Here is a 23,933-nt window from a genome sequence, read left to right on the forward strand (position 1 = left end):
CCGCGAGTCCCTGAGCGCCGGCGTGCTTTCCCGCGGCGCGTTCGGGTTTCCTGCGCTCGGGCTCAGCCGCGCGACGCCGCGATCATCGCCAGCCGCCCCTCCACGAACGGCTCGATGTCGACGACCTCGCTCAGCACGAGCTCGTCGAGCGGCAGGCCCCGGCACTCGAGGGTCAGGGAGTGCCCGCGGACGGATGCGGCCGCTCGGGCGACGCCCGGAGCCTCCCACACCTCGAACGGCTCGCGAGCGCCGTCCACCTCGATCTCGGTGATGCGCGACGGGGCGGGGAGGAGCCCTGGCCGCGGAAGCGCGTCTCGGCCGAGCAGCCCCGCGATGTCCTGGCGCGGCTCGCCGAGGCACGTGCGGGTGGTGACGGCGGGATCCTCGTCGAGTGCGGCGCCGCTCCTGGCGAACGCGAGGCAGTGCGGGCCGCCCTCGAAGATCCACTCCGAGACGAGGCGCTCGCCGGTCCAGCCCTCGATCGCCCAGACCGGCAGATCGCCGAAGGTCGCGCGGATGCGGGCGACCTGCTCGGCGAGCAGCGCGGCGAACCCGTCGTCGTCGAGCCGGCCGGAGGAGCGCATGCTCGATGGTAGGTCGACCCGAGCGGGCAGGACCAGGGTGCAGCGATCGCTACTGTGAGCCCCATGCCCATCTGGTCCCTGCACGGAGACGGCCGCACCGTCGAGCCCGGCGCCGTCGTCGCCCCCGACGAGCGGCTGAGCTGGCCCGCCACGATCGCGATCGGCATCCAGCACGTCGTCGCCATGTTCGGCGCGACCTTCCTCGTCCCCGTGCTCACCGGCTTCCCGGTCGCGACGACCCTCCTGTTCTCGGGTCTCGGCACGCTGCTGTTCCTCGTGATCACCCGCAACAGGCTCCCGAGCTACCTCGGTTCGAGCTTCGCCTTCATCGCGCCCGTCACCGCCGCGACCGCGACGGGCGGCACGGGCTCGGCGCTCGCCGGAGTCGTGGCCGTCGGCGTCCTGCTCGCCGCGGTCGGCTTCGTGGTGCAGTTCGTCGGTCTCGGCTGGATCGACCGGCTGATGCCTCCGGTCGTGTCGGGCGCGATCGTCGCGCTGATCGGCTTCAACCTCGCGCCCACGGCGTGGCTCTCGTTCCAGGAGGCGCCCGTCACGGGCACCGTCACTCTCGCCGCGATCGTGCTCGGCAGCGTGTTCTTCCGCGGCTTCCTCGGCCGCATCTCGATCTTCGTCGGCGTCGTGGTCGGCTATCTCGTCGCTCTGCTGCGGGGCGAGATCGACTACTCCGCCGTCGCCGACGCGGCGTGGGTGGGGCTGCCTCCCTTCACGTTCCCCGACTTCGCGAGCGGATCGACGTGGTCGGGCATCGCGATGTTCCTCCCCGTCGTGCTCGTGCTGATCGCCGAGAACGTGGGTCACGTGCGCGGCGTCGCGACGATGACCGACTCCGCCGTCAACGCGCACACCGGCCGCGCGCTCATCGCCGACGGACTCGCGACCACCGTCTCCGGCGCGTTCGGCGGCTCCGGCACCACCACCTACGGCGAGAACATCGGCGTGATGGCCGCGACCCGCGTCTACTCCACCGCCGCCTACTGGGTCGCCGGCGTCACGGCCGTGCTGCTGAGCCTGTCGCCCAAGGTGGGCGCCGTCTTCAACTCGATCCCCGCCGGGGTCCTCGGAGGCGCGACCACCGCGCTCTACGGACTCATCGGCGTGATCGGCATCAAGATCTGGATCGACAACCGCGTCGACTTCTCCCGCCCGGTCAACCAGTACACGGCCGCGGTCTCGCTCGTGATCGCGATCGCGGGCTTCGCGTTCTCGTCGGGCGGGTTCGAGCTCGGCGGGATCGTGCTCGGCGCGGCGGCGGCGCTGGTGATCTACCACCCCGGCAACGCGGTCGCGCGCTGGAGGGGGACCGGGGCGGAGGACGGCGGGCGGGTGGAGTCGCGTGCGTAGGGTTCATCGCGCGCCGTCCTGCTCATGACCGCTCCGCCACTCGCCTTCGTGCGTTACGACATGAGTGAGGCCGGGTCGGCCGCGGCACTCTTCCTGGGTCGGAAGACTCTGTGCGGTATCTATGTTCTCGAGTTCGAGAACGGCCAGCGCTATGTCGGGCAGACGAGGAACATCGTCAGCCGGTACGCGACTCACCGTCGTCACCACGGCGACGTCGTCGCGCTCTCCTTCGCGCCGTGTCCTCCTGAGCTGCTCGATGAGTGCGAGGTCGAGGAGATCCGGCGACAGGAGGCCGCGCACAGCCTGCGAAATCTCGCCTTGACCGGGTGGCCGGGTGGGAGCGAGGACCTCGGGGTGACCGTCGAGGAGGGGCGCAGCGTTCTCCTGCCGTGGGAGCGAGGGCGTCGAGGTCTGATCGGAGACGAGGGTGGAGCGACACTTCCGGGACGATTCTGGGAACTCAGCCGACGCGCCGACTACGACGAGCTCGCGCGGGCGCTCGGCCGCTACATCGGCGAGACGGTGTCGGATCCCTTCGGAACACAGCGGGTCCTCTGGACGGTTTCGGCGTTGCCCTCGACGAACAGGACGAAGAAGGCCCGTCGTCTGCTCACTCTCAGCTGTGGGGTACTCGAGACCGTTTATGTGCAGGAGGACCGGACGAACGGCGAGCTGATGATCTGTGTCAATATCGACGCGCCTACCTTCGATGCGCTTGTCTCCGAGGCCGACCAAGATCTGCCGTCGATCTTCGCGGAGGGGTACGACGCCGACTACAAGAGCGCGGCGGTCGCTCAGTACGTCTTCGAGTCGTGGGCGGATCTGCTTCTCGCGCTCGACTTCTCTCCCTTCCTCGACGCTGCTTACAAGCTCAACACGACCCTGATGCGCCGCGGAGGCAGTCCTCTGCGGAGGAGTCACAACCTTTTCTTCGCCAACGACCTCCTGCATCGAGCGGTCGTCTGGCGATCGGAGACGCAGCATCGAGCGCGGGTCGACGACCGACTCAGCTGACGATCGCTCGGTTTCGATGTCAGTGGTCGGTGTCATCCTCCGTGCATGGCCACGATCGATCCGTACGCACCGCCCGTCGGGGGAGGCCCCTCAGTGCACGCGTGCTTCGAGGAGGCGTACGGGCAGGCCCTCGACGCCGCGGCCGCGCTGAGGCGGTTTATGTCGAGCGTCGCCGCCGAGCAGGCCGAGCTGATCGAGTGGTCGAGACGCATCGCGTACGCGCTGCCCGAGGCGCTCGTGCAGGTCGGAGTCCACGAGCAGCACGACCGGCTCGAGGCGGCGGCGCGCGCGCACGTCGCCGAGGTCGCGACGACCTTCCGGGTTTCGGAGTCGCACGCGGCCACCCTCGTCGACGAGAGCCGCCTCCTCGTGAACGAGCTGCCCGCGACGCTCGCCGAGCTGAAGGCCGGGCGCTGCGCCTACGAGCACGCCCGAGTCGTGACGTCCGAGGTGGTCGCAGTCCCGGAGGAGGTGCGGCCGCGCTTCGACGAGGCGGCGGCGGTCCTCGCGACCACCTGCACTCCGCCGCAGCTGCGCCGGCGACTCCGCGCGCTCCGCGAGCGGCTACACCCCGAGACCCTGACCGAACGGCACCGGCGCTGCCGGGAGGATCGCGGAGTCTGGGTCGACGCCGAGCGCGACGGTATGGCCACTCTGCACCTGCACGTGCCCGCCCCGGAGGCGTACGGAGCCTTCGACCGGATCGACCGCGCTGCGCGCTCGGTGCGCGAGGCCTCGACACGGGCGGAGGACCCGAGAACGCTGACGCAGATCAGGGCGGACGTGGCGGCGGCGATGCTCCTCGAGGGGGAGACCGGCACCGATCGCCGCTCGACCACCATCTCGCGCGGCATCCGCGCCGTCGTCGCCGTGACCGTTCCCGTTCTCAGCCTCCTCGGCCGCTCCGACGAGCCCGCGATCCTTGACGGCTACGGGCCGATCGATCTCGAGACCGCCCGCGAGCTCGCCGCCGCCGCCCCGAGCCTCACCCGCATCCTCACCGACCCGTTCACCGGGGTGACCCTCGGGGTCGATCGACGGCGCTACCGGCCACCCGTCGAGCTGCGCAGGGCCCTCATCCACCGCGATCAGACCTGTCGGTTCCCGGGCTGCCTCCGCACCGCCCGCAGCAGCGAGCTCGACCACACCGTCCCGTGGGAGCACGGAGGCGCCACCGACGCCGACAACCTGGCGCACCTCTGCGCCTCCCACCATCGCCTCAGGCACCTCACCACCTGGCAGCCGACCAATCGGGGCGGGGGAGAGGTCGAATGGCGGAGCCCGGCGGGGCGGGTGCTGACCGTCGACGCGCCCCGAGCCCAGGCTCCGCCGCCGTTCTGAGAACACCGCGCCTGCCCGCCGAGGGGAACCCCCTCCGCGATCCCGGATCGGCCGGGAGGATGGACGCATGACACGCATCGACCCGTTCTCGAGCATCGCGGAGCTGCGGGCGGCGCTCGCCGCGGGGGAGGTGTCGGCCGTCGAGGTCGCCGCCGATCGGCTGGCGGCGGTCGGCGAGCATCCGACGACCGTGGTGGCGCACGATCCGGAGGCGGTGCTGCGCGCGGCGGCGTCGGTCGACGAGCGGAGGCGGCGAGGCGAGCCGCTGGGCCCGCTCGCCGGGGTGCCGATCACGGTCAAGGACGCGTTCGAGGTCGAGGGGCTCGTCGGCAGCGTCGGCACGGCCGGCAGCGTGCACCGCTCCGGGAGCGACGCTCCCGCGGTCGCGGCGCTCCGGGCCGCCGACGCGGTGATCCTCGGCAAGACGAACGTCCCCGCGTTCCTCGCCACGCTCGACACCGCCAACGACGTCTACGGGCGCACACCCAACCCGTGGGGCGCGGGGCTCTCGGCCGGCGGCTCGTCGGGCGGGTCCGCGGCGGCCGTCGCCTCCGGTCTGTCATGGGGAGACCTGGGCAGCGACCTGGTCGGCTCGATCCGGGTGCCCGCGGCCTGGAACGGGGTCTGCGGGCACCGCCCGAGCAACGGAGTGATCTCGAAGCGCGGCCACCTGCCGTGGCGGACGGGCACGCGGCTCGAGCCCTCCGCCTCCGTCGCCGGACCGATCGCCCGCAGCGCCGACGACACGGCGGCCCTCTTCGAGGTGCTCGCAGGCACCGCGTCGCCCGGTCCGTGGCGGCTCGCGCTGCCCGCTCCTCGGTTCGCGGCGCTCGGCGAGCTGCGGGTCGGGCTCTGGCTCTCAGAGGAGTCGGCCCCGATCGACGACGAGACGGCGGAGGCTCTCGAGGCCCTGGCGGACCGCCTCGGACGGGCCGTCTCGAGCGTCCGCGTGATCCGCGACTACGTTCTGGCGACCGCGGACGCCGAGCAGCTGTTCGACCGGCTGGTGCAGCACGAGATCGCCTACGGAGCGGCACTCGACGGCACGGCGGCAGGCTTCGACACCGTCGGCGACCCCACTGCAGGAGCCCCCGCCGCGCAGGTCTGGGCCGATCTGGACGCGCAGATCGGCATCCGCGACCACTGGCACGACACGATCGCCGACGTCGACGTGGTTCTCGCCCCGACGGTGCCGTCCGCGGCCCCCATGGCACCGGTCGCCTCCGAGGGTGAGCCCGCGATCAGCCGCTGGAGCAACCTGGCGAATCTCGCGATGGGCCCGTCGACGGTCCTCCCGATCGGGCTCGGCTCCTCCTCGGGCCTGCCGATCGCGGCGCAGCTGATCGGGGCGCACGGGCACGACCTGTCGACGCTCTCGGCGGCCCGGCTGCTCGCCGACGCGGGCCTCGTCCCCCGGACGCTCAGTCCGTGAGCCCCGCCAGCGCGAGCTTCGCGTACAGGTCCTCGAGCAGCAGTCGCGTGTCGACCGCCGTGTAGACGCGCACCTCGGGCCCTCCTGTGCCGGCCGTGTACTGCCCGTCGGCCGAGATGCCCGGGCGCGGCACGAGCACGCTGCGGCTCGAGGAGGCGGCCGGCTCGAACGCCGAGAGCAGCGCGGTCGCGAGGACGAGCGGGCTGTCGCCGAGCGCGTAGGTCTCGCCGAAGCTCAGGCCGTGCGCGGCCCCCATCGCGAAGACCGTGTCGAGCGCATCGGCGAGGTGACGACCGAGCGCGCCCGCACCGTGCATCCGCACGCGCAGCTCTGCCGTCGACGCGAGGACCTGCCGGTAGGCGTCGCGCGGGAACTGCTCGATCGGCAGCTCCGAGGCGAACACCTCGCTCGCGGCGGCGACGTCGATGAGCAGGTTGTACTCGATCGGCATGGCGCCCGGCGGCGGCGAGGCGAGCCCCGGATGCTCGGGCCCGCCGATCCAGACGAGCGTCATCCGCGAGGCGATCGCTGGCTCGAGGCGGAGCGCCGCCGCGACCTCGGTGAGTCCCGCTCCGGCGCACAGGTAGAGCGGGCGGGGATCCTCGCGCAGGGCCTCGGCGACGATCGCGTGCGCGGCGGGCGACGCCTCCGCAGCGGAGTCGAGCGCGGTGTTCGACCCCGCCACCACCGGCACGTCGGAGCGACCGCAGAGCGCGAGCACCGTGCGCGCCGCCTCGGCCGCATTGTCGGCCGACCGTCCCGACGGGTCGAAGGGGTCGTCGGGCCGCAGGTGCGAGCCGATCACGATCACGAGCTCGACCGAGGGCGACAGCGCGTGCTGCGCCAGCTGCACCAGGCCGTCGGGGTCGCCGGAGTAGTCGTTGTCCGAGATGACGCGCACCCGCGGAGGCACGGCGGTCACGAGAGCACCTTCGTCAGGCGGATCGCCATGAACTGCCGCGCCGGCAGCTCCACCCGGAACGATCCCGAGAAGACGCCGGGCACCCGCGACACGCTCATCCCCCACGTGTCGATGACGTCCACGGTCCACCGGTCGGCGGGATCCCGCACGATCGTGCGGAAGCGCGGCCGGTTGAAGCCGAAGTACACCAGCTGCACGTCGCCCGAGCCGCCCCAGGGCGCGTCCCAGTCCGACGGCAGCGGGTCCATCCGCCCGCCCGGCATCTCCTCGGTGATGCGGCGGAGGAACGCGATCCGCGCGGGGCTGTCGCCGACGAGCTCGCCGCCCTTCGACCACCACAGCTCCTCGCGGTCGTTGAGGTAGGTCTCGCCGTGGCCGACGTAGCCGCCGCGCACGGCGCCCTCCCAGAAGCGGCGCGTCATCTCCTCGCCGGTGATGTTGCCCCAGCCCTGGTCGATGTCGCCCTCGTAGGCGCACTCGTCGATGACGACGGGCTTGCCCCACTCCCGGCGCCACGCGTCGGTGTTCTCGGCGGTGCGGTAGACGTCGATGCGCTGGACGCTCGCGTGGGTGATCCACGGCCGCGAGTAGTCGTAGAAGCCGAAGCAGTTGTGGATCGAGAGCAGGTGGCCGACCGGGTCCTCGGCGACGACGATCCCGGCCAGCCGCTCCCAGTCGTCGACGGTCTTCGACCAGAGCAGGTCGTACTCGTTCGCCATCGACCACCAGATGTTCGGGTGCGCGGCGAGACGGCGCACCACGTAGCGCGTGAGCAGGTCGTCGGCCGCGCGGCCCATGTCCGAGAAGCCCCAGCGGTCGTAGGCGTGGAACAGGATGAGGTCGGCCTGGATCCCGAGCGCGGCGAGGTCGGCGACGCGCTCCTCGAGATGCCGGAAGAAGGCTGGCACGGGGCGGTCGAAGTCCCACTCGCCGTCGTCCCCGCGCGAGAACGGGTACAGCTCGGGCTCGTTCGTGTTGTACAGGTACGCCTTCGGGAACACGCACATCCGCACCTTGGTGAAGGGCGCGTCGGCGAGCGTCGCGAGGGTCGCCTCCTCGAGGGCCGCGACCTGGTGGTTCCAGGCGTAGGCGGTCGTGCCGAGGGGGAGGTGGCGGGTGCCGTCCTCGTGCGCGAAGTGGAAGGTGTCGGCGACCCGGACCGGACCGTGGGCGCCGGGAAGGGCGTCGCCGACGACGACGGTGCCCCGGAGGCCGTCGAGGGAGCGGGCGGTGGAGGAGGTGCTGACGCTCCAGGTGCCGGCCGTGCGGGGGAGGAACCGGGCGCGGTAGACGCCGTCGCCGTCGTAGAACCCGCCGACGTGGACGACCTCCTCGCCGAGCCGGAACTCGGCGCCGAACTCGACGTCGACGAACGGGTTGCCGTGCGAGGGGCCGTCGACGACGATCTCGCAGGGCGCCTGCACGGTGCCCGCGACGGCGTCCCGCAGTCGGGCGCATCCCCGGGGTGCGTCGTCGTAGTCGTCGCCGGGCACGATCGCGACGCGCTCGGGCCGCGGGGCCGCGACTGCGGAGTCGTCCACGTCGGCGAGCGTCGACCAGAACGACTCCTCGCGGGCCGGGTCCGCCTTGAGGAGCGGGTCCATGCCGACGACGAGGCCGAGCGGTGCCGACCGCAGCTGCACGAGCAGCGGCGAGTTCACGACTCCGGGGGCGAACCGCCGGACGACGTCGGCCGCGTCGGGGTGGTCGAGGGCGGAGGCGAGGGTCGAGTCGCGGGAGAAGGGCACGCTCAGACCTCCACAGTGGTCAGGGTCTGGATGGCCAGGCGGAACTCCGTCTGCATGTCGAGCGCGTCGCGCTGGAGGAGCCACTGCACCTGGAGCCCGTCCATCGTCGCGACGGCGCGGATCGCGGCGCTGCGCGGATCGACCCCCGGCTCGAGCTGGCCCTTGGTCAGCATGTCGCCGAAGGCGTCGGTGAGCAGGTCGATCACGAAGCGGTAGCGCTTGGCGAAGTACTCGTGCGCCGGGTGATCGGCGTGGGTCGCCTCGGCCGACAGCACGCACTGCAGCTCGACGAGGCCCGGGATCCGGGTGTTGTAGGCGACCAGGTCGACGAGTCCGCGGATCGTCTCGAGCCCGGAGATCTGGTCGCCTCGCGGCACGCGCACCAGCGACTCGTCGTCGCGCAGGGTGAGGACCGCCGAGAGCAGCTCCCACTTGTTGGCGAAGTGGTGGAGGACCCCCGCCTGGCTGAGCCCGACCTTCTCGGCGATCTCGCGGAGGGACGCGGCGTGGTAGCCGCTCGCCGAGAACACCTCGAGACCCGCGCGGACGATCTCGGCGCGCCGGGCGGCCGTCTTGGCGTACTGCCCGCGCGGTCGCCGCGGCGGTGAGGTGGGGAGTGCCATGAAGTGCCTCCTGGCGCGTCGTTGCGAGGTGGTGGAGTGGAGCGCCGTGAGGCGGGCAGGGATGCCCCCGGTCTGAGAAACCTAACCCCTTGAGGTTTCCGAGTCAAAAACCTCGACGGATTCGGGTTTCAGGTTTCTCCCCGTCAGCGCGCAGAAGCGATCGCACTCGAGGGACGTGACCGGTCACGAAATCACGAAAACCTAACGCCACGAAGTTTTTTCGATGAAAACCTAGGGGTCAACTGTTTTTCGTGTTAGCTTCCTCGGCACCGGCTCATGGAAGAGTCGGGAGAACCTGGAGACCGAAGATGTTCCGATGGAAGAGGCTGGCGGCCGCTGCGATCGCCATCACCACGATGGTCGGCTTGACCAGCTGCGCTGCAGACTCCGAGGGAGGATCCTCCGACGGCTCGGGCGGCACGCTCACCCTCGGCGCGATCCAGACCCTGTCGACGTTCGCTGCGGCGGACTCGTACTGGGCCAACGAGTCGCCCTACATGCAGGCCGTGTACGACACGGTGCTGCGGGCCGAGCCCGACGGCACGATCACCGAGGGCCTCGCCTCCGCGTGGGAGTACAACGAGGACAGCACCGTCCTCACCCTCACGATCCGCGACGGCGTCACCTTCTCGGACGGCTCGACGCTCGACGCCGATGCGGTCGCCCAGAACCTGATCCGCTTCCGCGACGGCACCTCGCCCGACACGAACAAGATGGCCGACCTCGCCGACGCCGTCGCGACCGACGCCTCGACCGTCACGGTCACCCTGAAGCAGGCCAACCCGACCTTCCTCTTCTACCTGACGCAGAACGCCGGCCTCGTCGAGGCGCCCTCGGCCTTCGAGTCGGCCGACATCCAGACCGTTCCCGTCGGATCCGGCCCCTACGAGCTCGACGCGGCGAAGACCGTCATCGGCACCTCCTACGCCTTCACCAAGCGCGACGGCTACTGGGACGAGGACTCGGTCCACTACGACGACCTCGTCATCAACGTCTACAGCGACTCCACCGCTCTGGTGAACGCGATCAAGGGCGGCCAGGTCAACGCGGCCAACACGGTCGACAACAACGACCTCAAGGAGATCGAGGCGTCGGGCTTCACCGTCAACGCCTTCGAGCTCAACTGGACCGGTCTGCTGCTGCTCGACCGCGACGGCACGATCGCGCCGGCCCTGAAGGACGTCCGCGTCCGCCAGGCCATCAACTACGCCTTCGACAAGGAGTCGCTGCTCACGGCGATCGGCCAGGGCTACGGCACCCCGACGACCCAGATCTTCCCGACCTCCTCCGAGGGCTACGACGAGTCGCTCGACGACGACTACCCCTACGACCCCGAGAAGGCCAAGGAGCTGCTCGCCGAGGCCGGCTACCCCGACGGCTTCGAGCTGAACATGCCCAGCTCCTCGCTGGTCGGCTCCGCGACCTTCACGCTCATCCAGCAGCAGCTCTCCGAGGTCGGCATCACCGTGACCTACACCGACGCCGGCAACAACTTCATCGCCGATGTGCTCACCCCGAAGTTCGCCGCGACGTGGCTCACGCTGCAGCAGGACCCCGACTGGGCGCTGATCAACTTCGAGCTCAGCGAGAACGCGATCTTCAACCCCTTCAAGAACGCCGATCCCGAGCTCGCGACGCTGATCGAGGCCGTGCGCACCGCCGACGAGGCCGGCTACGCCGACGCCGTCAAGGCCGTCAACACCTACACGGTCGAGAACGCCTGGTTCGCCCCCTGGTACCGCCAGCAGTCGAGCTTCGTGACCGACGCGAACACCAAGGTCGAGACCCAGACGGGCAACGCCTACCCGTACCTCTGGAACATCACCCCGGCCTGATCCGGTCGTGAGGGGGCCGGCCCACCCGCCGGCCCCCTCCGCTTCTCTCCGCGCCGCCGAGTGTGAGCGCTGCCACTCCTCATCGAAGGACCACTGATGACCAGGTTCATCCTGCGACGCGTCATCTCGGGGATCATCCTCGTGGTGCTCATCTCCGTCGTCGCGTACGCCCTCCTCTACCTCGGCGGCGGCGACATCGCCCGCCGCATCCTCGGACAGAACGCGACGCCGGAAGCGGTGGCGCAGCGCGCCGCCGAGCTCGGCCTCGACCAGCCGATCTGGTCGCAGTACGTCGGCTGGCTCGGCGGCGCCGTGACCGGCGACCTCGGCAACTCGTGGTTCACCGGCCAGGCCGTCACCACCGCCATCAGCACCAGGGTCAGCGTCACGCTCTCGCTGGTGATCGGCGCCACCATCATCTCGGCGATCGTCGCCGTGGTCCTCGGAGTCTGGGCCGCGGTCCGCCGCGGCTGGGCCGACCGGCTCGTGCAGATCGTCTCGATCCTCGGCTTCGCGATCCCCGGCTTCCTCATCGCGCTGGGCCTCGTGACGGTCTTCGCGATCAACCTCCGCTGGTTCAAGCCGACCGGCTACGTCAACCTCTCCGACTCGTTCTCGGGGTGGGCCGCCACCGTCACGCTGCCGATCATCGCCCTCGCGATCGGAGGCATCGCCGGTGTGGCGCAGCAGGTCCGCGGCTCGGTCATCGACGCGCTCCGCCAGGACTACGTGCGGACCCTCCGCTCCCGCGGCCTCCCCGCCTCCCGAGTGGTCTTCCAGCACGTGCTCCGGAACGCCGGAGGCCCCGCTCTCGCCGTGCTCGCGGTGCAGTTCATCGGCCTCCTCGGCGGCGCCGTGATCGTGGAGCAGATCTTCGCGATCCCGGGTCTCGGCCAGGTCGCGGTCATCGCGACCACCCAGGGCGACATCCCGCTGGTCATGGGCCTCGTGCTCATCACGGCGATCATCGTCGTCATCGTCAACCTGCTCATCGACCTGCTCCAGGGCTGGCTCAACCCGAAGGTGCGACTCTCATGACCGCCACCGCTCCGCTGCCCGATCCGTCCCTCACCATCGGGATCGAGGAGCGAGCCGCCCGCACGCACCTCTTCCGCCGGCTCCTGCACAACCCGGTCGGGATCGTCTCGCTCGTGTTCCTCGCCCTGGTCGTGCTCTCGGCGGTCCTCGCTCCTCTGCTCGCCCCGGCCGACCCCAATCAGGCGTCGCTCCAGGACGTGCTCGCGGCGCCCGGAGGCGCGCACCCGCTCGGCGCCGACAGCGCCGGACGCGACGTACTCTCGCGCCTGCTCTTCGCGACGCAGTTCAGCCTCGCCGGCGCCCTGGTCGCCCTCCTGGTCGCGATGGTCATCGGCGTGACGAGCGGCCTGCTCGCCGGCTACTTCGGCGGCTGGTTCGACTCGATCTCGTCCTGGACGACCGGACTCCTGATGGCGCTCCCCGGCATCGTGGTGCTCCTGGCCGCCCGCGCCGTCATCGGCCCGTCGATGTGGCTCTCGATGGCCATCTTCGGCGTCCTGCTCTCGCCCGCGTTCCACCGGCTGGTCTACGCCTCCGTCACCGCGGTGCGCGGCGAGCTCTTCGTCGACGCGGCCCGCGTCTCCGGGCTCAGCAACGGGCGGATCATCGCCCGGCACATCCTCACCGTCGTCCGCGCTCCCGTCATCATCCAGGCGGCGCTCATCGCGGGCATCGCCATCGCGATCCAGGCAGGGCTCGAGTTCCTGGGCCTCGGCGACCTGTCGATCCCGACCTGGGGCTCGATGCTCAACGACGGCTTCTCCAACGTGTTCAACGCCCCGATCCTGATGCTCTGGCCGAGCCTGGCGATCGCGCTCACCTCGATCGCGCTGACCCTCCTGGGCAACGCGATGCGTGACGAGCTCGAGCAGAGCGCCTCCGGAGCGAAGCGCTCGAAGAAGCGCAAGGCGGCGTCGGCCCCGGCGACGGTGCCGACCAGCCTCTCGACCATCGGCATCCAGACGATGCTCGACGAGGACGCGGCGACGCCGCAGACCGTCGTGCACGAGGAGACGGCCGTCTCCAGCGCCGCCGAGGTGCTGCGCGTCACGAACCTCTCGATCGGCTACGGCCAGGGCGACGGCTCGACGAAGACCGTCGTGCACGACGTCTCGCTCTCGGTCCGCCGCGGCGAGATCCACGGGCTCATCGGAGAGTCGGGCTCGGGCAAGACGCAGACCGCCTGGTCGATCCTGCGCCTGCTGCCCGGCGGCGGCACCATCACCGGCGGCTCCATCGTCTTCGACGGCCAGGATCTCGCCCACCTGTCCGAGAAGGAGATGACGAAGCTGCGCGGCAAGCGCATCGCCTACATCCCCCAGGAGCCGATGTCGAACCTCGATCCCTCGTTCACCATCGGCACCCAGCTGGTGCAGCCGATGCGCGTGTGCCTGGGCATCTCGAAGGCGGAGGCGAAGGAGCGGGCGATCGCGCTGCTCACGCGAGTGGGCATCCCCAACCCGCAGCGCACCTTCGACGCCTACCCGCACGAGGTCTCGGGCGGCATGGCCCAGCGGGTGCTGATCGCCGGAGCCGTCTCGTGCGACCCCGACCTGCTGATCGCCGATGAGCCGACCACAGCGCTCGACGTGACCGTGCAGGCCGAGGTGCTCGATCTGCTGCGCGAACTGCAGTCCGAGCTCGACATGGGCATGATCCTCGTCACCCACAACTTCGGCGTCGTCGCCGACCTGTGCGACCGGGTCTCGGTCATGCGCGACGGCCGGATCGTCGAGACCGGCCCGGTCCGCTCGATCTTCGCCGAGCCCCGTCACCCCTACACCCGCGCTCTGTTCGACGCGATCCTCGAGGAGGGGCCCGCTCGCGGACCGCTCGTCGGGACTGTTCCCAAGGAGGCCCAGCGATGAGCGAACTGCTTCTCGACGTCAAGGACGTCGTCGTCGAGTACCCCGGCAAGGGCTTCCGGGCCCAGCCGTTCAAGGCCCTGAAGGGCGTCTCGCTCGACATCCGCCCCGGCGAGACCGTGGGCCTCGTCGGCGAGTCGGGCTCGGGCAAGACCACGCTCGGCCGGGCCGTCCTCGGGCTCGCCCCGGTGACGGGGGGCGAGATCCTCTACAACGGCCGCGACATCGCGCACCTCGACCGGCGCGAGCGCCGCGGGCTCTCCTCCGAGATCCAGGTCGTGTTCCAGGATCCCTACACCTCGCTCAACCCCTCGCTGACGATCGAGCAGATCCTGGTCGAGCCGCTCACCGTGCGGAAGGTCGACGCCAAGGTCGCCTCGAAGCGCGTGCGCGAGCTGCTCGATCAGGTGGGCCTGCCGCAGTCGGCGTCAGGCCGCCTCCCGCGCGAGTTCTCGGGCGGCCAGCGGCAGCGCATCGCGATCGCCCGTGCGCTCGCCCTCGAGCCGCGCCTGATCGTCTGCGACGAGCCGGTCTCGGCGCTGGACCTCTCGACCCAGGCCCGCGTGCTCGATCTCTTCACCGAGATCCAGGAGCGCACCGGAGTCGCGTACCTCTTCGTCTCGCACGACCTCGCCGTCGTGCGGCACCTCTCGCACCGGGTCGCCGTGATGTACCACGGCGAGATTGTGGAGTGGGGCGACGGCGACCAGGTCACCGCGCGCCCGGAGCACCCCTACACGCAGCGCCTCTTCCTCGCGGCCCCCGTGGCCGACCCCGTACGCCAGGCCGCCCGCCGTGACGAGCGCCGCGCGTTCGTCGCCGCCCACTCCGCCTGATCGATGACGAAAGAGAACCCCGTGACCGACACCGCCACCACCCCGCAGATCAGTGCCGAGGGGCCCGACGCCGACGCCCTGCTCACCGAGCTGATCGGCCGCCTCGACCTCGACGAGAAGGTGCAGCTGCTCACCGGCCGCGACTTCTGGACCACCTGGCCGATCGAGAAGATCGGCCTGCGCCGCATGCTCGTCTCCGACGGCCCGTCGGGCGTCCGCGGCGAGGTCTGGGACGAGCGCTCGCCCTCGCTCAACCTGCCCTCGGCGACCGCCCTCTCCTCCTCGTGGGACCGCTCGATCGCCAGGCGCTACGGAGCCGCCGCCGCGGTCGAGGCGCGCCGCAAGGACGTCGACGTCGTCCTCGGCCCGACCATCAACCTGCACCGCTCGCCGCTCGGCGGCCGCCACTTCGAGGGCTTCAGCGAGGATCCGGTGCTCACCGCCGACCTGGCCGCCGCCTACGTCAGCGGCGTGCAGGAGAACGGCGTCGGCGCGACTCCGAAGCACTACATCGCCAACGACTCCGAGACCGACCGCTTCACCGTCGACGTCCGGGTCGGCGACCGCGCCCTGCGCGAGCTCTACCTCCTCGCCTTCGAGCGGGCGATCGTCGAGACGCGCGCCTGGCTGGTGATGAGCTCCTACAACTCCGTCAACGGAGTCACCGCGACCGAGAACGACCTGCTCGAGACCCCGCTGAACAGCGAATGGGGCTTCGACGGAGTCGTCATCAGCGACTGGACCGCGGTGCGCTCGGTCGACAGCGCCCGCGCCGCCCAGGATCTGGTCATGCCCGGACCCGACGGACCCTGGGGCGCCGCGCTGGTCGAGGCCGTCCGCTCCGGCGCGATCGAGGAGGCGGTCGTCGACCGCAAGGTGCGCCGCATCCTCCGCCTCGCCGCCCGCGTCGGCGCGCTCGAGGGCTTCGCCCCGGCCGTCGCCGAGCCGGTGCTCGTCGAGGACGGCAGGGCCTTCGCCCGCGAGGCCGCCGCGGCGGGCAGCGTGCTGCTGCGCAACACGGGCGAGCTGCCGTGGGACGCGAGCGCCCTCGCCTCCGTCGCCGTCATCGGGCACAACGCCCGCGAGGCGCGCACCCAGGGCGGCGGATCCGCGACCGTGCTCCCCGAGAAGGTCGTCACCCCGCTCGACGGCATCCGCGCCGCGCTCCCCGGCGCCCGCGTCGACTACGCCCTCGGCGCGGTCGTGCAGGACGGAGTCGCTCCGCTCGCCCTCGAGACCATCACGAACCCCGTCACCGGAGAGCCCGGGCAGCGCGTGCGCTTCCTCGACCACTCCGGCGCCGAGCTCTTCGTCGAGGACCGCCGCGCCACCTCCCTCGTCTGGTTCGGCGGCACGGCACCCATCGCCGCCTCGGCCCGCGTCGAGTTCTCGACGATCCTGACCCCCGCGGCCGACGCCACCGTGCGCCTCGGCTTCGCCGTCGCCGGCACCGCCCGCGTCTTCGTCGACGGCGAGCTGTTCCTCGAGGAGACGCTCTCGCCGGTCGGCAACGACCTCGGCGCCTCGCTGCTCGCGCCGCCGTCGGTCTCGGCGCCGCTCACGGTCACCGCGGGCACGCCGGTCGACATCCGCATCGAGTACGACATCGTGCACGCCGAGGGCGACCTCGACGGCGCGCTGGGCTTCACCTACGGCCTCGAGCCCGAGGACACCCCGGCCGACGAGCTGATCGCCGCGGCGGTGGCGCTCGCCCGCGACGCCGACGTGGCCCTCGTGGTCGTCGGCACCAACTCCGCCGTCGAGTCGGAGGGCTACGACCGCAGCTCGCTCGACCTGCCCGGCGAGCAGGACGCGCTCGTGCGCGCCGTCGCCGCCGTCAACCCGCGCACCGTCGTCGTCGTCAACGCCGGAGCCCCCGTGCTGCTGCCCTGGCGCGACGAGGTCGCCGCCGTGCTGGTCGGCTACTTCGGCGGCCAGGAGATGGGCGACGCGGTCGCCGACGTCCTCCTCGGCCGCGTCGAGCCCGGCGGACGCCTCCCCACGACGTGGCCGGCCGCGATCGAGGACGTCCCCGTGCTGTCCACGCTGCCGACCGACGGCGAGCTGCACTACGACGAGGGCATCCACATCGGCTACCGCGCCTGGCTGCGCAGCGAGGTCGAGCCGGCCTACGGCTTCGGCCACGGTCTCGGCTACACCTCGTTCGACCTGCTCTCGGTCTCGGAGCCGTCGCCGACCGCCGCGGGCGAGGACGCGGTCCTCCTCGTCGACGTCGCGAACACGGGCGAGCGCGCGGGCAAGGTGGTGCTGCAGGCCTACGCCGAGCGCCGCGACTCGGTCGTCGAGCGCCCGGTCCGCTGGCTCGTGGGCTTCGAGAGCGCGAGCGTCGAGGCCGGAGCGAGTGCGCAGATCGCGATCACCGTGCCGACGCGCCTCCTCGCCACCTGGAACGACGGCTGGGACTACGAGCCGGGTGCGTTCACGATCCGCGTCGGCACCTCGCTCGAGGACGTCCCTCTCGCCACCGAGCTCGAGCTGCTGGCATGAGCGCCGTCTCCTCGGGCGGACGGGTGGGGGCCCCGCACCCGAACCCGCTGATCCCCGGATTCAACCCCGACCCGAGCGTGGTGGCCGTCGACGGCGTCTACTACATCGTCACGTCGACCTTCGAGTACCTGCCCGGCATCCCGGTCCATCGCAGCACCGACTTCGACACCTGGGAGCGCATCGGCAATGTCGCGACGCGCCCCGAGCAGATCGCGGTCGAGGAGGTGCCGACGGGCCTCGGAGTGTGGGCGCCCACCATCCGCCACCACGACGGTCTCTTCCACGTGATCGTGGTCGTGCCCGCGGGCCGCGGCTGCGTGGTCTTCACGGCGGAGGATCCGACGGGGCCCTGGAGCGACGGCACGGTGCTGCGCTCCGAGAGCGGAGCGGGCCTGCAGGGTATCGACCCCGACCTCGCCTGGACCGCCGACGGCACCGCCTACGTCACCTACTCCGGGCTGATCCTCGACGGTCCCGAGGCGGGGCAGCACCTCGGCATCCAGCAGGTGCGCGTCGATCTCGCCACGGGCAGGATCCTCGAGGAGCCGCGCTCGCTGTGGTCGGGCACGGGCGGCGGCTTCCCGGAGGCGCCGCACCTGTACCGCCGCCCCGGGCGCGACAGTCGCGACGACACGTGGTACCTGCTCATCGCCGAGGGCGGGACGGAGCGGGGCCACGGTGTCTCCATCGCCCGCAGCGACTCGCCGGAGGGGCCCTTCGAGACCGCGCCGACGAATCCGTTCCTCACCGCCCGGGGGACGACGCGGCCCGTGCAGAACACCGGTCACGGCGACCTCGTCGAAGGACCGGACGGCTCGACTCTGCTCGTGATGCTCGGCGTCCGCCCGCGCGGCGCCACCCGCGCCTTCTCGGCGCTGGGCCGCGAGACCTTCGTCACCCGCGTCGAGTGGGTCGACGGCTGGCCGGTGGCCGAGCCGGTGCAGCTCGCGCCGCGCGGTCCGCTGCGCGACGACGTCGACTTCTCCCTACCGCTCGATGCGGGCTGGATCGGGGTGCGGCGCCTTCCCGAGAGCATCTCCCTCGTCGACGTCGAACGCGGGGCTCTGCTGCTCCCGGGGGAGGGCCGGACCCTCCGGCACCCCCGGCCGACCTTCGTGGGGCGACGGCAGCTGACGCAGACGATGACGGCCTCGGTCGTCGTCGATGTGCAGAGCGGAGTCGGCGGACTGGCCGTCCGCTACGACGAGGACTCCTTCTACGCCGTCGAGGCGGAGGCGACCGGCTCGGGGACGCGGGTGACCGCGCGCGCCGTCATCCCCTCCTTCGAGCAGGAGTGGACCGCCGAGCTCCCCGAGGGCCCGGTGACGCTGGTGCTCGAGTCGGAGCGCGACGGGGGCGTGGGCTTCGGCCCGGGGCAGATGACCTCGGACTTCGTGGTGCTGCGCGCGGAGGCGGGCGGGGTCGAGCGCACGCTCGCCCGCATCGACGGCCGCTACCTCACCGCCGAGACCGCCACCTCGTTCACTGGGCGCGTGCTGGGTCTCTACGCGGTGACGGGCACGCCGGTCTTCTCGGAGTACCGGTACGCGGGCACCGACGACTGAGCTCCGGCGCGCGTCTACCACGTTTGCTCCCTGCCGCAACCCGGTGAACTTCCAGGCGGCTCGCGCCTACCGTCGAGGAAGACGACCGCAGCTGCGGATCGCCGCACATCGAGTGAGACAGCAAGGAGCACTACCGTGCCGCAGATCATCGAGACCGTCGACGTCAACGTCCCCGTGTCCGTCGCCTACAACCAGTGGACCCAGTTCGAGGAGTTCCCGAAGTTCCTCGACGAGGTCGAGTCGATCCAGCAGGTCACCGAGACGTTGACCGTCTGGAAGGTCAAGGTCGGACCCGTCGAGCGCGAGTTCGAGGCCAACATCACCGAGCAGCACCCCGACGAGCGCGTCGCGTGGAACAGCACCGGAGGCGAGACCGACCACGCCGGTGTCGTCACCTTCCACAAGCTCTCGGACTCCGAGACGCGCGTGACCGTGCAGCTCGACTGGGAGCCCGAGGGCTTCCTCGAGACGCTCGGCTCGCTCGTCGGAGCCGGCAGCCACGCCGTGAAGAAGGACCTGAAGAACTTCAAGGAGTACATCGAGTCGAAGGGCTCGCCCGACGGCGCCTGGCGCGGCGACGTCCAGGCCTGAGCGCATCAGGGCTGAGGCGGATCATGGCTGACAAGAAGGACGACGGGCTCGGCACCGAGGGCACCATCCCCGACTCCGAGGACGGGCTGTCGCTGGGAGTCTCGGGCGACTCCCACTTCAACCCCGAGGAGGACGCGCCCCACGAGAGCGAGTCCGAGGCCGGCTCCGAGAGCTGACCACCGCTGAACGACGAAGGGCCGGGCAGATGCCCGGCCCTTCATCGTTCAGCGCCAGGCGCGGGCGTACTGCGGAGGCGCGACCTCGGCCGGCGCGCCCAGCTCGTGCGCCATGCGCGTCGCGGCGTGCGGATCGCGGAGCAGCTCGCGGGCGAGCAGCACCACATCGGCGTCGCCCGCGGTGAGGACGCCCTCGGCCTGCTCCGCGGTGGTGATCAGGCCCACGGCGCCGACGAGGGCGCCGGTCGCCCGCCGCACCTCGCGGGCGAACGGGACCTGGTAGAGCGGCGCGACCGGGATGTCGGTGCCGCCGACCAGCCCGCCGGTCGACACGTCGAAGAGGTCCACTCCCGCCTCGCGCGCCCACTCCGCGACGCGGACGGTCTCGTCGAGCGTCCAGCCGCCCTCGGCCCAGTCGGTCGCCGAGAAGCGCACCAGCAGCGGCAGCGACTCGCCGATCTCGGCGCGCACGGCCCGCACGATCTCGAGCAGGAGTCGCGCCCGGTTCTCGAGCGGGCCGCCGTAGGAGTCGTCGCGCCGGTTCGAGAGCGGCGAGAGGAACTGGTGCAGCAGGTACCCGTGGGCGGCGTGCAGCTCGATCACGTCGAAGCCGGCGTCGACCGCGCGGCGGGCGGAGGCGCGGAACGCCTCGACGACCGCGGGCAGCTCCTCCGCGGTGAGGGCGCGCGGGCTCGCGTAGCCGTCGAAGGCGACGGCGGAGGGGCCGACCGTGTCCCAGCCGCCCTCCTCCGCGGGCACCGTGCCGCGCCCGCTCCACTCGCGGTAGGTCGAGGCCTTCCGGCCGGCGTGCGCGAGCTGGACGCCCGCGAGAGCGCCCTGCGCGTGCACGAAGTCGACGATCGGCGCCCAGGCGTCGCGCTGCGCGTCGTCCCAGAGGCCGGTGTCCCAGGGGCTGATGCGGCCCTCGGGCGTGACGGCCGTCGCCTCCGAGATCACGACTCCGACGCCTCCCCGGGCGATCGAGCCGAGGTTCACGAGGTGCCAGGTGGTCGGCACCCCGTCCTGCGCCTCGACGGAGTACTGGCACATCGGAGCCGCCCAGAGGCGGTTGCGCGCGGTGCGCGAGCGCAGTGCCAGCGGCTGGAAGAGGAGGGGCCCGGGAACGTCGTCTGTCATGAAGTGGGGTAACCGGGAACCGCGCCGGGCTATGCCCGGGTCAGCGCATTCCCGGTCAGCGCATTACCGGTCAGCGCGGCCACGTCGCGCCGGGCGCGTCCTGCCAGACCTCGCTCGAGGGCGCGAGCGCGTCGAGCTCCTCGAACAGCGCCGCCGGGATCTCGAGGGCGTCGTCGGCCACGAAGGAGTCGTAGTGCTCGGCGGTCGTGGCGCCGACGACGGTCGTCGTCACGCGGGGATCGCGCGTCGAGAACTGCAGGGCCGCCGCGGCGAGCGGCACGCCGGCGCGCTCGCACGCCGCTCCCATCGCGGCGACCGCGTCGACGATCGGCGCGGGTGCTGGTGCGTAGGCGTAGCTGCGCACCGGCTCCGGCCAGCGCGCGAGCGCGCCCCCGCCGTAGACCGCCGCGTTCACGACGACGACACCGCGGTCGACGGAGGCGTCGAGCAGCTCCTCGGAGGAGCGGTCGACGAGCGTGAAGCGGTTGTGGGTGATCACCGCGTCGAAGAGGCCGGTCTCGACGTAGTGCAGCAGCATCGGCGCGGGCCCGCCCGAGATGCCGATCGAGAGGGCGGCACCCGCCTCCTTCATCGCGACGAGCGCGCGCACCGGTCCGTCGTCGGCGAACGCCTCCTCGTACGAGATCCGCTCGGGGTCGTGCAGGTAGAGCAGGGGCAGCACGTCCATCCCGAGGCGCTCACGGCTCTCGTCGAGGCTCCGCCGCATCCGCTCGGCCGAGTAGCTGCCCGTCTCGGGGTCGCGGTCGAGCTTGGTGACGACGGTGATCCCCTCGGGCACCCCGCCGCGTGCCCGCAGGGCCTCGCCGATCAGGCGCTCGCTGTGCCCCTTCGCGTACTCGTTCGAGGTGTCGATCACCGAGACGGCTCGGTCGCCGGCAGTGGAGTCGAGCACCCGCTCGAGGGCCGGCACCCGCTCGAGGTCGCGGACCCGCTCGGGGTTCCAGGACGTGCCGAGGGTCAGCCGGGTGACCAGGGCTCCCGACGGGCCGAAGGGGCGGAGGGCGGTGGGGGAGGACTGCGATGTCATGGTGCCAGCCTGGCAGCCCTGCCTGCTCAGTGCACCCGAGCTCAGTGCACCAGAGCTCAGTGCACCAGCGTGCTCAGCCACACCACGACGACGCCGAGCAGGGTGGTGGTCAGCGTGCCGAGGAGGCGCCTCCCGAGCGGGCTGCCCCGCCGCGCCGACATCACGTAGCCGAGCAGCGCGAGGATGAGGACTCCCGAGCCGAGCGCGAGGTAGTAGGCGGTCCACTCGTCGACGAGTCCGAGCGGCCCGAGCGCGAGCAGCAGGGCGGGCACGATCATCGCGGCGAGCATGCCGACGGAGTGCCGGGCCGTGTCGGCCGCCGCCGCGAGCACCGTGCGAGGGCTCGGCTCCGTCGAGGGGAGGCGCGCGATCGTCCCGGCGTACAGGTGCGCCACCCAGAACACCGTGACCGAGCCGAGCAGGAACAGCAGCACCTCGAGGTCGGTGTCCTTGTCCCAGCCGACCGCGATGAGGGTGATCGAGAGGACCGTGCCGTAGATCGCCCCCTCGGTGCGCATCACGGCACCGACGACCCCGACCGCGGCGACCGCGCCGGTGCGGGTGGTGACGATCCTTCGCGGCGCGCGATCGGCTGCGGCCTCGACGGCGTCGTTCTGCTCGACAGGATCCATGGCGCACGGCCTTCCGCTCGGCACGGGCGACCGGCGGCGGGCTCGGTCTGTGCCCACCCTAACTCCCCGCCGGGCCCGACTCCCCGCTAGGCCCTGTCGTGCAGCGTGATGAGGTAGCCGTCGGGGTCGACGAAGGTGAAGGTCCGGCCGAACGGGCCGTCGATGGGCGGCGAGGCGATGGTGACTCCTGCGGCGACGAGGGCGGCGTGGATCGCCTCCGCATGGGGCGCGTGCAGCCAGATCGCCACCCCGCGGCCGAGGGGGGACTCGTCGAGGTCGACGCCCGGAAGCGGCTCGCGGACGGCGAACGCGGCCGGCGTCGTGGCGAACACGACCGCGTGCGGAGGGCCGGGCGTGCGGGTCAGACCGAGGTGCTGCTCGTAGAACAGCGCGGACCGTTCGAGGTCGCGGACTTGGAGCGAGAGGAATCCGGGGCCGGATGCGGGCATGTCGTTCTCCTTGGTGAGAGGATCAAGTGTCAGTTGACTGACATCGAGAAGAGTATGTCAGACTACTGACATGAGTCAAGACACCGGTCGGATCGTCCTCGACAGCTCACCCGGACGACTCCTCAAGGAGGCGTCGAGCGCCCTGCGCCAGGCGATGGAGGAGGTGCTGCGACCGCTCGGGATGACGATCACGCACTACGCCTGCCTCGAACTCCTCGCGCAGCGCCCCGGGCTGTCCAACTCCGAGCTCGCTCGCGGGGCGTTCGTCACCCGGCAGTCGATGAACGTGCTGCTCCAGGCGCTCCAGCGCGACGGCCTCGTGACGCGGCCCGATCAGGCGAGCGCCGGCCGGGTCCTGCCGGCCGAGCTGACCGAGGCGGGGCGCCGGCAGTGTGCGGCGGCCAGCGCCGCGGTCCGCGCGGTCGAGGACCGCATGGTCGAGGGCCTCGACTCCGCCGACCGGGCGCGGCTCATCGAGTCGCTCCGCCGCTGCATCGCCGCGCTCCGCTGATCAGAGGGCGATGACGCCGTCGATCACGCCCTGCGCGATGTCGGTGACCCGCGCCTGGCGCGACCGGGCGCGCTCCCGCAGGATCGACCAGGCCGACTCCATGTCGACGTTGCGGCTGTGCGCGATCACGCCCTTCGCCTGCTCGATGAGGACCCGGGAGTCGAGTGCGTGCTGCAGCTGATCGCGGGCGAGCGACGCCTCGCGGACGGCTCGCTCCTGCACGAGGCCGATGGTCGCGACGTCGGCGATGGTCTGGGCGACGGGCACGTCGGCCTCGTCGAGCCTGCCCGGCTTGTCGCGGAAGAAGTTCAGCGAGCCGATCGTCTCTCGGCGCAGCCGCAGCGGCACGGCGTGCACCGAGTGGTAGCCGGAGGCGCGGGCTCCGCTGGCGAAGCCGGGCCACCGCTCCACGATCTCCTCCAGGCTCCCGGCGGTGACGACGGAGCCGTTCTCGTACGACTCGACGCAGGGGCCGTCCCCGGCCGAGAGCTGGAGCGCCTCGATCAGGCGGAGGCGCTCGGTGGTCGAGGCCATCACGACCAGCTCACCGTGCCTGTCGGCGAGGAGGATGCCGACGTCGACGGCGTCGAAGATCCTCGCGCATCGCTCGACGAGGTCGTGCAGGAAGTCGACGACGTCGAAGTCGTCGACCAGGGTGTCGGCGACGACCGTCAGAGTCTCGAGGAGGATCTGCTCGCGCACGGAACCGGCCATGG

General features: G+C 71.6%; 22 protein-coding genes. 13 read left to right on the forward strand and 9 right to left on the reverse strand.

The window, feature by feature from the left end; all coding sequences use genetic code 11:
- Positions 1-62: 62 nt before the first annotated feature.
- Positions 63-584 (reverse strand): hypothetical protein, encoded by a 522-nt coding sequence (locus B9Y99_RS11955; RefSeq protein WP_085476815.1) that lies wholly within the window; start codon positions 582-584, stop codon positions 63-65.
- 63 nt (positions 585-647) lie between these two features.
- Here B9Y99_RS11955 and B9Y99_RS11960 point away from each other — a divergent pair, with 63 nt between their 5' ends.
- From B9Y99_RS11960 to B9Y99_RS11975, 4 genes are all read left to right on the forward strand, one after another.
- A complete protein-coding gene (locus B9Y99_RS11960; protein WP_085476816.1) occupies positions 648-1,946 on the forward strand; it encodes a uracil-xanthine permease family protein in 1,299 nt (432 codons plus the stop codon).
- A gap of 60 nt (positions 1,947-2,006) precedes the next feature.
- Entirely contained in the window at positions 2,007-2,960 is a 954-nt protein-coding gene (locus B9Y99_RS11965) for a GIY-YIG nuclease family protein (protein ID WP_129588018.1), read from the forward strand.
- Between the two features lie 45 nt (positions 2,961-3,005).
- On the forward strand, positions 3,006-4,301 hold the full coding sequence (locus B9Y99_RS11970) for an HNH endonuclease signature motif containing protein (protein ID WP_085476818.1): 1,296 nt from the start codon (positions 3,006-3,008) through the stop codon (positions 4,299-4,301).
- 67 nt (positions 4,302-4,368) lie between these two features.
- Entirely contained in the window at positions 4,369-5,733 is a 1,365-nt protein-coding gene (locus B9Y99_RS11975) for an amidase (protein WP_085476819.1), read from the forward strand.
- Here B9Y99_RS11975 and B9Y99_RS11980 read toward each other — a convergent pair.
- From B9Y99_RS11980 to B9Y99_RS11990, 3 genes are read right to left on the reverse strand one after another with little or no spacing between them, the layout of a single operon-like run.
- Positions 5,723-6,655: a nucleoside hydrolase gene (locus B9Y99_RS11980; RefSeq protein ID WP_208856946.1), complete on the reverse strand. Its 933-nt coding sequence runs from the start codon at positions 6,653-6,655 to the stop codon at positions 5,723-5,725. The two genes, B9Y99_RS11975 and B9Y99_RS11980, sit on opposite strands and share 11 nt — an antisense overlap.
- Entirely contained in the window at positions 6,652-8,403 is a 1,752-nt protein-coding gene (locus B9Y99_RS11985; protein WP_208856947.1) for a DUF5605 domain-containing protein, read from the reverse strand. Before B9Y99_RS11985 ends, B9Y99_RS11980 begins: the two co-directional genes overlap by 4 nt.
- 2 nt (positions 8,404-8,405) lie before the next feature.
- The gene (locus B9Y99_RS11990; protein WP_085476820.1) at positions 8,406-9,026 is read right to left on the reverse strand and encodes a TetR/AcrR family transcriptional regulator; all 621 of its coding nucleotides are present in this window, start codon (positions 9,024-9,026) and stop codon (positions 8,406-8,408) included.
- 308 nt (positions 9,027-9,334) lie between these two features.
- On the opposite strand from B9Y99_RS11990, the gene B9Y99_RS11995 reads away from it, so the two are divergent.
- The 8 genes from B9Y99_RS11995 to B9Y99_RS18800 all read left to right on the forward strand — a co-directional run bounded on the left by B9Y99_RS11995 (position 9,335) and on the right by B9Y99_RS18800 (position 19,440).
- Entirely contained in the window at positions 9,335-10,861 is a 1,527-nt protein-coding gene (locus B9Y99_RS11995) for an ABC transporter substrate-binding protein (protein WP_085476821.1), read from the forward strand.
- A gap of 96 nt (positions 10,862-10,957) precedes the next feature.
- Positions 10,958-11,899 carry an ABC transporter permease gene (locus B9Y99_RS12000; protein ID WP_085476822.1) on the forward strand — a complete coding sequence of 314 codons (942 nt, stop codon included), beginning with the start codon at positions 10,958-10,960 and terminating at the stop codon, positions 11,897-11,899.
- Positions 11,896-13,767: a dipeptide/oligopeptide/nickel ABC transporter permease/ATP-binding protein gene (locus B9Y99_RS12005; protein ID WP_085476823.1), complete on the forward strand. Its 1,872-nt coding sequence runs from the start codon at positions 11,896-11,898 to the stop codon at positions 13,765-13,767. The genes B9Y99_RS12000 and B9Y99_RS12005 overlap by 4 nt, the downstream gene beginning before the upstream one ends.
- Positions 13,764-14,600 carry an ATP-binding cassette domain-containing protein gene (locus B9Y99_RS12010; RefSeq protein WP_085476824.1) on the forward strand — a complete coding sequence of 279 codons (837 nt, stop codon included), beginning with the start codon at positions 13,764-13,766 and terminating at the stop codon, positions 14,598-14,600. The genes B9Y99_RS12005 and B9Y99_RS12010 overlap by 4 nt, the downstream gene beginning before the upstream one ends.
- Positions 14,601-14,603: 3 nt before the next feature.
- Positions 14,604-17,108 (forward strand): glycoside hydrolase family 3 protein, encoded by a 2,505-nt coding sequence (locus tag B9Y99_RS12015; protein ID WP_085476825.1) that lies wholly within the window; start codon positions 14,604-14,606, stop codon positions 17,106-17,108.
- Entirely contained in the window at positions 17,105-18,673 is a 1,569-nt protein-coding gene (locus tag B9Y99_RS12020) for a glycoside hydrolase family 43 protein (protein ID WP_085476826.1), read from the forward strand. Before B9Y99_RS12015 ends, B9Y99_RS12020 begins: the two co-directional genes overlap by 4 nt.
- 135 nt (positions 18,674-18,808) lie before the next feature.
- Complete coding sequence (locus tag B9Y99_RS12025) at positions 18,809-19,264, forward strand: SRPBCC family protein (protein ID WP_085476827.1); 456 nt, start codon at positions 18,809-18,811, stop codon at positions 19,262-19,264.
- 23 nt (positions 19,265-19,287) lie between these two features.
- A complete protein-coding gene (locus tag B9Y99_RS18800) occupies positions 19,288-19,440 on the forward strand; it encodes a hypothetical protein (RefSeq protein ID WP_165759608.1) in 153 nt (50 codons plus the stop codon).
- A 48-nt stretch (positions 19,441-19,488) separates the two neighbouring features.
- Here B9Y99_RS18800 and B9Y99_RS12030 read toward each other — a convergent pair whose 3' ends face one another.
- The 4 genes from B9Y99_RS12030 to B9Y99_RS12045 all read right to left on the reverse strand — a co-directional run bounded on the left by B9Y99_RS12030 (position 19,489) and on the right by B9Y99_RS12045 (position 22,706).
- On the reverse strand, positions 19,489-20,577 hold the full coding sequence (locus B9Y99_RS12030) for an NADH:flavin oxidoreductase/NADH oxidase (RefSeq protein WP_085476828.1): 1,089 nt from the start codon (positions 20,575-20,577) through the stop codon (positions 19,489-19,491).
- Between the two features lie 70 nt (positions 20,578-20,647).
- Positions 20,648-21,625, reverse strand: a complete 978-nt coding sequence (locus B9Y99_RS12035; protein ID WP_085476829.1) for an aldo/keto reductase — start codon at positions 21,623-21,625, stop codon at positions 20,648-20,650.
- A 56-nt stretch (positions 21,626-21,681) separates the two neighbouring features.
- On the reverse strand, positions 21,682-22,257 hold the full coding sequence (locus B9Y99_RS12040; protein WP_085476830.1) for a hypothetical protein: 576 nt from the start codon (positions 22,255-22,257) through the stop codon (positions 21,682-21,684).
- Between the two features lie 86 nt (positions 22,258-22,343).
- Positions 22,344-22,706, reverse strand: a complete 363-nt coding sequence (locus B9Y99_RS12045; RefSeq protein ID WP_085476831.1) for a VOC family protein — start codon at positions 22,704-22,706, stop codon at positions 22,344-22,346.
- A gap of 70 nt (positions 22,707-22,776) precedes the next feature.
- Between B9Y99_RS12045 and B9Y99_RS12050 the strand changes: the two genes are divergently transcribed.
- The gene (locus B9Y99_RS12050; RefSeq protein WP_085476832.1) at positions 22,777-23,217 is read left to right on the forward strand and encodes a MarR family winged helix-turn-helix transcriptional regulator; all 441 of its coding nucleotides are present in this window, start codon (positions 22,777-22,779) and stop codon (positions 23,215-23,217) included.
- Here B9Y99_RS12050 and B9Y99_RS12055 read toward each other — a convergent pair whose 3' ends face one another.
- Positions 23,218-23,931 (reverse strand): GAF and ANTAR domain-containing protein, encoded by a 714-nt coding sequence (locus tag B9Y99_RS12055; protein WP_085476833.1) that lies wholly within the window; start codon positions 23,929-23,931, stop codon positions 23,218-23,220.
- Positions 23,932-23,933: the final 2 nt, after the last annotated feature.

Source organism: Rathayibacter oskolensis (assembly GCF_900177245.1).
Taxonomy (GTDB): Bacteria; Actinomycetota; Actinomycetes; order Actinomycetales; family Microbacteriaceae; genus Rathayibacter; species Rathayibacter oskolensis.